At 62.8% G+C, this 11,149-nt stretch carries 9 protein-coding genes; 8 read left to right on the top strand and 1 reads right to left on the bottom strand.

Going from position 1 to position 11,149, the window contains the following annotated elements:
- Positions 1–354 precede the first annotated feature (354 nt).
- From N2A98_RS11315 to N2A98_RS11285, 7 genes are all read left to right on the top strand, one after another.
- Entirely contained in the window at positions 355–708 is a 354-nt protein-coding gene (locus N2A98_RS11315; RefSeq protein ID WP_078802998.1) for a hypothetical protein, read from the top strand.
- 741 nt (positions 709–1,449) lie between these two features.
- Positions 1,450–2,409: a MoxR family ATPase gene (locus N2A98_RS11310; RefSeq protein ID WP_032892134.1), complete on the top strand. Its 960-nt coding sequence runs from the start codon at positions 1,450–1,452 to the stop codon at positions 2,407–2,409.
- Between the two features lie 5 nt (positions 2,410–2,414).
- On the top strand, positions 2,415–3,347 hold the full coding sequence (locus N2A98_RS11305) for a DUF58 domain-containing protein (RefSeq protein ID WP_044273431.1): 933 nt from the start codon (positions 2,415–2,417) through the stop codon (positions 3,345–3,347).
- Positions 3,344–3,838: a DUF4381 domain-containing protein gene (locus tag N2A98_RS11300; RefSeq protein ID WP_003190798.1), complete on the top strand. Its 495-nt coding sequence runs from the start codon at positions 3,344–3,346 to the stop codon at positions 3,836–3,838. The genes N2A98_RS11305 and N2A98_RS11300 overlap by 4 nt, the downstream gene beginning before the upstream one ends.
- Positions 3,831–4,919, top strand: a complete 1,089-nt coding sequence (locus N2A98_RS11295) for a VWA domain-containing protein (protein ID WP_044273430.1) — start codon at positions 3,831–3,833, stop codon at positions 4,917–4,919. The genes N2A98_RS11300 and N2A98_RS11295 overlap by 8 nt, the downstream gene beginning before the upstream one ends.
- Positions 4,916–6,655, top strand: a complete 1,740-nt coding sequence (locus N2A98_RS11290; RefSeq protein WP_275623440.1) for a tetratricopeptide repeat protein — start codon at positions 4,916–4,918, stop codon at positions 6,653–6,655. Before N2A98_RS11295 ends, N2A98_RS11290 begins: the two co-directional genes overlap by 4 nt.
- Positions 6,652–8,292: a BatD family protein gene (locus tag N2A98_RS11285; protein WP_275623439.1), complete on the top strand. Its 1,641-nt coding sequence runs from the start codon at positions 6,652–6,654 to the stop codon at positions 8,290–8,292. The genes N2A98_RS11290 and N2A98_RS11285 overlap by 4 nt, the downstream gene beginning before the upstream one ends.
- A gap of 1,599 nt (positions 8,293–9,891) precedes the next feature.
- Here the strand turns inward: N2A98_RS11285 and N2A98_RS11280 are convergent.
- A complete protein-coding gene (locus tag N2A98_RS11280; protein WP_275623438.1) occupies positions 9,892–10,362 on the bottom strand; it encodes a hypothetical protein in 471 nt (156 codons plus the stop codon).
- A gap of 404 nt (positions 10,363–10,766) precedes the next feature.
- Here N2A98_RS11280 and N2A98_RS11275 point away from each other — a divergent pair, with 404 nt between their 5' ends.
- The gene (locus tag N2A98_RS11275) at positions 10,767–11,018 is read left to right on the top strand and encodes a DUF3077 domain-containing protein (protein ID WP_275623437.1); all 252 of its coding nucleotides are present in this window, start codon (positions 10,767–10,769) and stop codon (positions 11,016–11,018) included.
- Positions 11,019–11,149: the final 131 nt, after the last annotated feature.

Genomic DNA, 11,149 nt, shown 5'->3' with positions numbered 1-11,149 from the left:
AAGCTGGACAAGACAGTCAGGTCACATACAACTTCCATACGGCATGCCCCTGGCCAGGTGACGATACGACGGGCAGGTCAGGCGCCTGGCACAGGGCACATCCGTTGCGCAGCTTAACGAGTGTAGGAAGAGCGCTGCTTGCGACGCTGCGACATATTCGGTCATCGGTAAGCAGGGTGTCGGTTGCAACTTGGGCAACCCCGGATTTTCGGTAGAAAATCTTGCTACTTTGCACACCATCAGTACCAGAAATGACCGATCCGGTCCGTCAGGTCATGCCTGACTTCCGACACAGGATGAAGCACAAAATTCGCCGCGGTGGCACAATTGCCCTCCCCTACACAGGATTGCCCCATGCTGCAGCTGAAAACCGACGCCCTGATGGCCACCCCGTGCGACGACGAAGAAGACAACATGGCCATGCTGTGCTGTCACGGCAAGAACGGCGAAATGTTCATGCTCACCCGTTATCCGGATGAAGATGAAGTGGAGCTGACCTGGGACTACGAACCCTCGACCCTCGACGGGCTGAAAGTGACGTTGGGCGACACCACCTTATTGATCGAACTGGCGGCCGGCGATGCCGATGCCTTGGGCGGTAAGGACCAACTGGAGATCACCCACAGCACCGCTGCGTCAGACATGGCCGAAGTGCAGGAAACCCTGCAGAACATCCTCACAGGCACCGGCACGTTCATTCGGATCTGAATGCACCGTAGATCCCATGTGGGAGCTGGCTTGCCTGCGAAGACGGCCTCCCAGCCGACACCTATCTATCTGACACCCCACAATCCAACTGTGGGAGCGGGCTTGCTCGCGAAGGCGGCCTGACAGTCAACACAGTTGGACCGGGTACATATCCGTTATTTAGGTAACGGCCACTTAGGGTTCCGCCCTGACGGCGGCTCACTTTTGAAAAGCGCAAAAGTAAGCAAAACGCTCTTGCCCCACCACTCGGCACCTCGCCTAGGCTCGGTGTGCCCGTAATCCGCCAGTGATTGGGGGGGCCGCCGCCACGCGCCATCCATGGCGCGGGGCGGCTAAACCGGCATCCCTGCCGGTTTACCCCCCAAATCCCTGTCGAATTCCGGCCAGCGTGGTTTGACGGGGCGCCGAAGATCAAGATCAAAAGCAGATCAAGAGCGACTCGCTTCGCATCGTGGAGTGTGGGGCCCGGCGCGGTCACTGTGGGAGCTGGCTTGCCTGCGAAGGTATCGACTCGGTGTGCCTGAGTCACCGAGTTGACTGGATCGCAGGCAAGCCAGCTCCCACAGTGATCGTGCTCTACCTACCCAGCCGTTATGCCTTGCGCACCGCAATCCTGTAAGTTTCGCCAAAAATACCCATCAAGCCGTTAGTCGCCGCACCCCGCGATGCATTAAAGTAAACGCCCCAGGCCCGGTGTTTTGTCACAACACCCAGGCTCATCTTTTCCAGGAACCGTCATCGATGGAACATCGTGAAGCGCTGCTTGCGCTGCGAACCTTTCTTTCTACGCAGATTCTCGGCCAGGAAAAACTCATCGATCGCCTGCTGATCGCCCTGCTCGCTGACGGCCATATGCTGGTCGAAGGCGCACCGGGGCTGGCCAAGACCAAGGCGATCAAGGAGTTGGCCGAAGGGATCGAAGCGCAGTTCCATCGTATCCAGTTCACCCCCGACCTGTTGCCCGCCGATATCACCGGCACCGAGATCTATCGCCCGGAAACCGGCAGCTTTGTGTTCCAGCAAGGGCCGATCTTCCATAACCTGGTGCTCGCGGACGAAATCAACCGTGCCCCGGCCAAGGTGCAGTCGGCCTTGCTCGAGGCCATGGCCGAGCGCCAGGTCAGCGTGGGCCGCAGCACCTACGAACTGTCGCCGCTGTTTTTGGTGATGGCCACGCAAAACCCCATCGAGCAGGAAGGCACCTACCCGCTGCCCGAAGCCCAGCTCGACCGATTCCTGATGCACGTCAAGATCGGCTTCCCGGACGCCGCCGTCGAGCGCCGTATCCTGCAGCAAGCCCGTGGCGAAGCGCTCAACGGCGAAACCAAGCCCGAGCGCCGGGTGAGCCAGCAGGCCATCTTTGCCGCGCGCAAGGAAATCCTCGGCCTGTACATGGCCGATGCGGTGGAGGAATACCTGGTGCAACTGGTGATGGCCACGCGCACCCCTTCCAAGTTCGACCCGGAAATGGCCGAGTGGATCGCCTACGGCGCCAGCCCCCGAGGCTCCATCGCCCTGGACCGCTGCGCCCGCGCCCATGCCTGGCTGGCCGGTCGCGATTTCGTCAGCCCCGAAGATATCCAGGCGGTGCTGTTCGACGTGCTGCGCCACCGCATCATCCTGTCGTTCGAGGCCGAAGCCGCCGGTGTTGACCAGGACCGCGTGGTGCAACGCATTCTCGACGTCGTTGCCGTCGCTTGAAGTCGATGAACGCAAGCGATGGCATCCGCGTAACCCTCAGTGAATTGATTGAGATGCGCCACCGCGTGCGTGAGGTGCAGTTGTTCTCCACGCCTGGTCAACGTAGCCCGCTGGTGGGCCTGCACCACTCCAAGCTGCGCGGGCGTGGCGTCGATTTTGACCAGGTGCGCGTGTACCAGGCCGGCGACGACGTGCGCACCATCGACTGGCGCGTGACGGCGCGTACCCAGGAGCCGCACACCAAGCTGTTCCACGAAGAGCGCGAACGGCCGATTTTCATCATGGTGGAGCAAAGTTGCCGGCTGTTTTTCGGCTCGGGGCAAATGTTCAAGTCGGTGCTTGCCGCCCAGGCCGCCAGCCTGATCGGTTGGGCCGCCCTGGGCCATAACGACCGGGTGGGCGGGCTGGTGTTCGGCGACAGCGAGCACTACGAGATCAAGCCACGGCGCAGCAAGCAAAGCCTGTTGCAACTGCTTAACCGGCTGGTGCGGGTCAACCAGAGCCTGAACACCGAGCGTCAGCCGGAAGCCGACGCCCTGGGTATGGCCTTGCGCCGTGGCCGCGAGGTGCTGCGCCCGGGCAGCCTGGTGGTGGTGATCTGCGATGAGCGCGCCCTCACCGAAGGCGCCGAGCAACAGTTGAGCCTGTTGGCGCGCCATTGCGACCTGCTGTTATTACCGATCTCCGACCCGCTGGACCACGCCCTCCCCGCCGCCGGGCTGCTGCGTTTCGCGCAAAGAGGCGCGCAATTGGAACTGGACACCCTGAATATCGACCTGCGCCAGGCCTACAAGGCCCAGGCCGAAGCCCGCATCGCCCGCTGGGAACTGCTCGCGCAAAAACTGCGGCTGTTGTTGATGCCCTTGAGCACCCAGAGTGAAATGGTCGAGCAACTGCGCGAATACCTCAACCCGCAACGCCCGGTTAAAAAACCATGAGCAGCCTGGACCAACTGCAACCGCTGATCGCCCCGCCCGCCATTGGCTTCTGGCCACCTGCGCCCGGCTGGTGGCTGTTGCTGCTGGTGATCCCCCTGCTCGGTTGGGGCCTGTGGTGGCTGCGCCGTTTCCTGCCGGCCCGCCGCCCCGTGGCGCGTGCCGAACAACCGCTGGACCCGTTGCGTATCGCCGCCCTGGCCGAGCTGGCTTTGATGCCCAAGCCCTACGACGGCGCGCCGGCTGGCGCCTGGTTGCAGCAACTCAACGGCCTGCTCAAGCGCCTGTGCCGTAACGACTACCCTTATAGCCAGAGCCACACCCTCAACGGGCGCAAATGGCTGGCCTTCCTGGATAACCGGTGCCCCGCCGCCGGCCTGACGCGCTGGATGGTGTTGGTGGAAGGCGCCTATAAGCCCGAATGCAAGCTCGACGACAAAGCCATCGCTGGCCTGACCCAAGCCGTCGACACCTGGATTCGCAAACATGTTTGAGTTCGCCTGGCCGTGGATCTTCGCCCTGTTGCCATTGCCGTGGATCATGCGCCTGGTGCTGCCCGTGGCCGACAGCGGCGAACCGGCGCTCAAAGTCAGCTACCTCAGCGACCTTGAGGGCCTGGCCCGCCGCCGTGCCCGCGTCAACCTGCCAGGCTGGCGCCAGCAAGCCCCATTCGTGGTGCTGTGGTTGCTGCTGTTGACCGCCGCCGCCCGCCCGCAATGGCTGGGCGAACCCTTACCGATTGCTGCCAGCGGCCGGGATCTGCTGGTGGCGGTGGACGTCTCCGGCTCCATGGACTTTCCCGATATGCATTGGCAGGACGAAGACGTGAGCCGCCTGGCCCTGGTCAAGCACCTGCTGGGGGACTTTCTGGAGGAGCGTGAAGGTGACCGCGTGGGCCTGATCCTGTTCGGCAGCCAAGCCTACCTGCAAGCGCCCCTGACCTTTGACCGCCGTACCGTGCGCACCTGGCTGGATGAGGCACGCATCGGCATTGCCGGCAAGAACACCGCCATCGGCGACGCCATCGGCCTGGCCCTCAAGCGCCTGCGCCAGCGCCCGGCGCAAAGCCGCGTGCTGATCCTGGTCACCGACGGTGCCAACAATGCCGGGCAGATCGACCCGTTGACCGCCGCGCGCCTGGCGGCCGAGGAAGGCGTGAAAATCTACCCCATCGGCATCGGCGCCGACCCCGAGCAAACCGGCTCCCTGGGCATCCTTGGCGTCAACCCGAGCCTGGACCTCGACGAACCGGCGCTCAAGGCACTGGCCGAGGCCACCGGCGGCCAGTATTTCCGCGCCCGTGACGGCGAGGAACTGCTGAAGATCAAGGACACCCTCGACACCCTTGAGCCGGTGGAGCAACAACCCACCCAGGCCCGACCGGCCCAGGCGCTGTACGGCGGCCCATTGGCCCTGGCGTTGGTGTTGAGCCTGTTGCTGGTGGTGCAGGAACGCTGGCCGAATAACGCCTTGCAGCGCGCCTTCAATCGACTATCGAGCAGGAGCATCTTTTTGCAGCAACACCCTGAATGGCGCCAGCGTCTGCAGCGCCTGCGTTTGCGGAGGCGTCGATGATCGCCCTGTGGCCGCACTGGTTGCGCCCCTGGTGGCTGTTGTTGCTGCCCCTGCTTGGCTGGTTGCTGTGGCAGCTATGGCATCGGCAAAAGCGCGCCGGGCGTTGGCAGATGATCCTACCGCCGGCGTTCCATGCCGAGTTGCTCAGTGGTGGCAATGGCCGCGAGAGTAAATCGCCGTGGGTCGTGCTCGGCATCGCCTGGCTGTTGGCCGTGCTGGCGTTGCTGGGCCCCAGTTGGCAACGGGTTGAACAGGCCAGCCAGAAACCTTCCGACCCCTTGGTGGTACTGCTGGAACTGACCCCGCAAATGCTCGCCACCGACAGCCCGCCCAACCGCCTGGAGCAGGCGCGGCGCAAGTTATATGACTTGCTGCAAGCGCGCACCGATGCGCAAACAGCCATCATCGTGTACGCCGGCAGCGCCCATACCTTGGTGCCGCTGTCCGATGACCTGGCCACCAGCCGCAACCTGTTGGAAGCCCTGCGCCCCTCGATCATGCCCGAGCCCGGCCATCGAGCCGACCTGGCCGTGGAAAAAGCCCTGGGGTTGCTCAAGCAAGGCGGTCTCGGCCACGGGCGCCTGCTGCTGATCGGTTCCTCACTGTCCAAACAAGAGCGCCAAGGCATCCGCCTGCAACTGCAAAGTGCCCAGGCTCCGACATTGTCGATCCTCGGCATCGGCAGTCGCGAAGGCACGCCGGTGACTCAGGAGAGCGGCGAATTTCTCAAGGACGACCAGGGCGCGATCTTGGTGCCGCGTCTAGACAGCCCGACCCTCAAGGCGTTCGCCAGCGAAATGGGCGGCCGCTACCGTGCGGCGCGCCTGGATGACAAGGACCTGCGCCAACTCGGCATGCTCGACAGCGCCCAAGCGCTGCGCGACGACGGCCAACGACTGCGCCTGGACACCTGGGCCGACCAGGGTTACTGGCTGCTCTTGCCGTTGTTGCTGCTGGCCGCGTGCGCCGGGCGTCGCGGCTGGCTGTTCTGCCTGCCCTTATTGCTGATGGGCGTGCCGCAACCCAGCTACGCCTTCGGGCTGCAGGACCTGTGGCTGCGCCCCGACCAACAAGGCCAGTACCTGCTCAAGCACAAACGCCCGGCCGAAGCCGCCGAACACTTCCAGGACCCACAGTGGCAAGGCGTGGCGCTGTACGAAGCCGGCAATTACGCCGAGGCCATCAAGCGGTTTGCCCAAGGCAGCGACGCCTATTCCCACTACAACCGTGGCAATGCTCTGGCCAAGGCCGGTGAGCTTGAAGCGGCCATTGATGCGTATGAACAAGCCCTGGAAGCCCAGCCCGATTTGCAACCGGCACTGAAAAACAAAGCCCTGGTTGAAACCCTGATGCAGCAGCAAGCACAGCCCGAGGCAGAGCCGCCAGCAAAAAACGAAGATGACGAAACCTCCCAACCCGGCCAAACTGCGCAACCGGGTGCCAGCGCACAAACGGCCCAGGGTGGCGAGCAGTCGTCCCACGGCCAGGGCGAAGCCGGCACCGGTGAGACTCAGACAGCCGCTACGCCACAGCCAGGCGGCAACGAAGTGCCAGGCAGCGAACTGGGCGACGAGCAAACCACCACGCCGCCACTGCGCCCCGCCGACACACGCCTGGAAGGCGAGCGCCGCCAGGCCTTGGAGCAATGGTTGCAGGAGATCCCGGACAACCCCGGCGAGCTGTTGCGCCGCAAATTCTGGTACGAACAGCAACAACATCAGGACACCACTCGATGAGCCGCCGCACCACCCTTTTGCTTCTGCTCGCGCTGTCGGCAGGCCACGCCCAGGCGGCGGACCTGGTCGCCAGCGTAGACCGCAGCCGCCTCAACTCCGGGGAAACGGTGGAGCTGACGGTGCAATCGAGTGATGTGACCCAGTTTGGCAAACCGGACTTGTCGCCCCTGGATGCGCAGTTCGAAGTCAGCGGCACCCGCCAGATCAACCAACTCACCACGCTGGACGGCGACAACCACGCCACCACCCGCTGGATCATCACCCTGCTGCCCAAGGTGAACGGCAACGTGGTCATCCCGCCACTGCAAGTGGGCGCACTCAAGACCCAGCCGATCACCCTGCAAGTGGTGGAAAGCGCCAGCCAGAACACCAGCGCCGAACTGGCCCCGGTGTTCATCGAAGCCAACCTCGACCAGACCAGCGTATACGTGCAGGCCCAGGCCCTGTTGACCGTGCGCGTGTACCACTCGGTGTCGCTGTATGACGACAGCAGCCTCACGCCCTTGCAGATACCGGATGCGCGTGTCGAACAACTGGGCGAATCACGCACCTATGAAAAGGTCATCAACAGCATCCGCCATGGCGTGATCGAAACCCGCTACGCCCTCTACCCGCAACACAGCGGCTCGGTAGTGATTCCGGCGCAGACCTTCAGCGCCACCCTGGTGGAATCGCGCCCGCCCCAGGAAAACACCCTGCAGGGCACCAAGCCGGGCAAGATGATTCACGTCAGCTCCGCGCCTCTGCCCTTGACGGTCAAACCCAAACCGGACGCCTACCCCACCGACGCCCCCTGGCTGCCCGCACGCAGCCTGACCTTGAGCGAAGGCTGGAACCCCACGCCGGACCACGTGCAAGTCGGCGATTCCCTGACCCGCAGCCTGACCGTGGAGGCCGAAGGCCTGTCCAGCGCACAATTGCCGGCGCTGCCCGGCACCGAGGTCAACGGCCTGCGCCGCTACCCCGACCAACCGGTGATGGCTAACCGCACCAGCGACCGCGGCCTGACCGGCAGCCGTGAAGACCGCGAAGCCCTGGTGCCGACCCGCGCCGGCGAGCTGGAACTGCCCGCCGTGGAAGTGGTGTGGTGGAACACCCACGAAGATCACCTGGAACGCACCAGCCTGCCGGCGCGCACCGTGCACGTGGCGGTGAACCCCAGCCTGGTGGTAGACACCCCGGCGACACCGACCATCATCACCGCACCCGACGATGACCGCCTTTGGCTGTGGCAACTGAGCACACTGATACTTGCCTGCACCACCCTGCTGGGCTTTGGCCTGTGGTGGCGCGCACGCCGGCAACCGGCGGTACAACGCGCCGCCCAAACCGGCCCCAGCCCACGCACGCTGCTCGACGACCTCAAGCGCGCCACCCAGGCCAACGACCCCCACGCCACCCGCCAGGCCCTCGACGCCTGGGCGCGGCAACAACCCGAAACCCTGGCCGACATGGCCGCACGGTTTGTGCCGTTGTCGGATGCCCTGGATGGTTTGAATGGCGCGTTGTACAGCGAAAGCGGCCAATACTGGTTGGGTGATGACCTGTGGCGTGCGATCAAAGCCATCCCCGTGGCCGAACGCGAGCAAGACCCGGCGACCGACACCACCAGCTTGCCGCCGCTCTACCCCAAATAACCCAGCCTCAACCAACACCACAAAACCCTGTGGGAGCGGGCTTGCCCGCGAAGGCCATAGGTATCTACACAACTTTGTAGCCTGTAGCAGCAGCCGGTAACCACGATGCGAAGCGAGCCGCTCTTGATCTTGATCTTAGGCGCCCCGTCAAACCACGCTGGCCGGAATTCGACAGGGATTTGGGGGGTAAACCGGCAGGGATGCCGGTTTAGCCGCCCCGCGCCATGGATGGCGCGTGGCGGCGGCCCCCCAAATCACTGGCGGATTACGGGCACACCGAGCCTAGGCGAGGTGCCGAGTGGTGGGGCAAGAGCGTTTTGCTTACTTTTGCGCTGTTCAAAAGTGAGCCGCTGTCAGAGCGGAACCCTAGGTGGCCGTTACCTAAATAACGGATATGTACCCGGTCCAACTGTGGTGACTGTTAGGCCGCCTTCGCAGGCAAGCCAGCTCCCACATTTGAACTGCGGCGCGTCAGCTAGATCAGCGTCGGCTGTCAGGCCGTCACGGGAGCAAGCTCCCTCGCCACAGGTTCAGCGTCGCACCAAAATTGTGTAGATACCTATGCCGCGTCCGCCATCGCAGCATAGGTCTCTACACAACTCTGTAACGCTCAACGGTAACCACGATGCGAAGCGAGCCGCTCTCGATCTTGATCTGCTTTTGATCTCAGGCGCCCCGTTAAACCACGCTGGCCGGAATTCGACAGGGATTTGGGGGGTAAACCGGCAGGGATGCCGGTTTAGCCGCCCCGCGCCATGGATGGCGCGTGGCGGCGGCCCCCCAAATCACTGGCGGATTACGGGCACACCGAGCCCAAGCGAGGTGCCGAGTGGTGGGGCAAGAGCGTTTTGCTTACTTTTGCGCTGTTCAAAAGTGAGCCGCTGTCAGAGCGGAACCCTAGGTGGCCGTTACCTAAATAACGGATATGTACCCGGTCCAACTGTGGTGACTGTTAGGCCGCCTTCGCAGGCAAGCCAGCTCCCACATTTGGACTGCGGCGCGTCAGCTAGATCAGCGTCGGCTGTCAGGCCGTCACGGGAGCAAGCTCCCTCGCCACAGGTTCAGCGTCGCACCAAAATTGTGTAGATACCTATGCCGCGTCCGCCATCGCAGCATAGGTCTCTACACAACTCTGTAGCGCTCAACGGTAACCACGATGCGAAGCGAGCCGCTCTCGATCTTGATCTGCTTTTGATCTCAGGCGCCCCGTTAAACCACGCTGGCCGGAATTCGACAGGGATTTGGGGGGTAAACCGGCAGGGATGCCGGTTTAGCCGCCCCGCGCCATGGATGGCGCGTGGCGGCGGCCCCCCAAATCACTGGCGGATTACGGGCACACCGAGCCCAAGCGAGGTGCCGAGTGGTGGGGCAAGAGCGTTTTGCTTACTTTTGCGCTGTTCAAAAGTGAGCGCTGTCAGAGCGGAACCCTAAGCGGCCGTTACCGCAGCAATGGATATGTACACAAACCAACTGTGTTGACTGCCAGGCCGCCTTCGCGAGCAAGCCCGCTCCCACAGTTTGATCGTGGGGGATCAGGTAGATAGGCGTCGGCTGCTCCCACAGTTGATCTGCAGTGCCTGCTCGAACGCCTGCCTGCACTTAATGATTACGACGCGGCACCTTCCATTCACGATGGGGGAATTTGTACAGATAGTTCAGGTTATCCATATCGAACCGGCCATCCTCCTTGCCGGGGCCACCGAAGAAGCTGATGCCGATATCCAGCTTGCGCAGCAATTTGGGCCGTGAGAGTAACTCCTTGGCCGCGTGGTGGGCCTCTGGTGAAAATGTCCTGTCGGTGGCTATCAGGCCGGCGGCCTCCCTCAGCTCGTTGAAGTTCACATAGCTGTCTGTCGCGCCAGCGGCGAACTCGCGGAAATGGTCGCGGATCAGCCCTATCAGTTGCCGGTCAGTCACGCTTGCGAATGGGCGTGCGTACGCAGCGTTGGCCTGGGTCTCAGCGCTTCGTGTCTGACGGTGGTTAGCTTGGGTTGAGCGACTGTCAGCTTCCAGTTGCTCTGGTAGAGCGGTGGGAGCAGTGATGGAAGGTGGCTTTATTGAAAATGTCATGCTGGGCCTCTGATTCATTCAGGGATTGATTGAAAAATCCACCTTGTGGGTGGTCGTCACTCAACCTGCCGTTCCATTTATCACCGCCCGCTCGACATGCATTGTTAAAGGCCAGCAATCCATATCCCTTTAACTTGCAGGACGTTTCCTAGACAATCCTTTGGCCTTGCGCCTGCTCATTTCGCTGGCTAGCCTTCGCTTCGTCGCTGCCTATCAGCGATCGGGTGTGAGATCCCGTTACTAGCAGGCGCAATGCGCTACAACCGTCAATGGCGGCTGTGTGCGGGCAGACTTCGGTCTGGCCGGGTCCTGTTTTCCGGTATCTCACCCCGCACATAGCTGCCACCTTTTGACGTGTGAGATCGGCAAAAGAATGGCTCCCCACCCAAGCAGGAGCTTTATCCATGAACAAACTCATACCCGACCCACCCTTCCCAATTTTCGTCGCCCACGAAGACCTGAGTTTCGAAGACGCCATCGCCAGCATCTCCTCGCTACTGCGCTGCGCCGCCGCCACCGCCACCGAAACCGCCGAGGGCCTCAAAGGCACCCAGCGCGACATGGCCTGCTCCACCGCTCACCTGATCGACATGGCCCGCACCCTCGCCGACCGTGCGCTGGATTGCCTGCAGCCCAACCCCACTAACACCCCATAACCCCCGTGTAGGAGCGAGCTTGCTCGCGAAAAACTCACAGGCGCCGCGTTTATCCAGAAAGCCCGCGTTATCGTTGACGTTTTTCGCGAGCAAGCTCGCTCCTACAAATAACCATCGCGTCGGCCATGAGT

Source organism: Pseudomonas sp. FJ2-5-13 (assembly GCF_029201605.1).
GTDB classification, from domain to species: Bacteria; Pseudomonadota; Gammaproteobacteria; order Pseudomonadales; family Pseudomonadaceae; genus Aquipseudomonas; species Aquipseudomonas lactis.
The sequence above is the reverse complement of the archived record's forward strand: the minus strand, read 5'-3'. Positions and strand labels throughout refer to the sequence as shown.

Coding starts and splice junctions, on each gene's coding strand:
- N2A98_RS11315 (WP_078802998.1), top strand. CDS start 355: ATGCTGCAGCTGAAAACCGACGCCCTGATGGCCACCCCGTGCGACGAC.
- N2A98_RS11310 (WP_032892134.1), top strand. CDS start 1,450: ATGGAACATCGTGAAGCGCTGCTTGCGCTGCGAACCTTTCTTTCTACG.
- N2A98_RS11305 (WP_044273431.1), top strand. CDS start 2,415: ATGAACGCAAGCGATGGCATCCGCGTAACCCTCAGTGAATTGATTGAG.
- N2A98_RS11300 (WP_003190798.1), top strand. CDS start 3,344: ATGAGCAGCCTGGACCAACTGCAACCGCTGATCGCCCCGCCCGCCATT.
- N2A98_RS11295 (WP_044273430.1), top strand. CDS start 3,831: ATGTTTGAGTTCGCCTGGCCGTGGATCTTCGCCCTGTTGCCATTGCCG.
- N2A98_RS11290 (WP_275623440.1), top strand. CDS start 4,916: ATGATCGCCCTGTGGCCGCACTGGTTGCGCCCCTGGTGGCTGTTGTTG.
- N2A98_RS11285 (WP_275623439.1), top strand. CDS start 6,652: ATGAGCCGCCGCACCACCCTTTTGCTTCTGCTCGCGCTGTCGGCAGGC.
- N2A98_RS11280 (WP_275623438.1), bottom strand. CDS start 10,362: ATGACATTTTCAATAAAGCCACCTTCCATCACTGCTCCCACCGCTCTA.
- N2A98_RS11275 (WP_275623437.1), top strand. CDS start 10,767: ATGAACAAACTCATACCCGACCCACCCTTCCCAATTTTCGTCGCCCAC.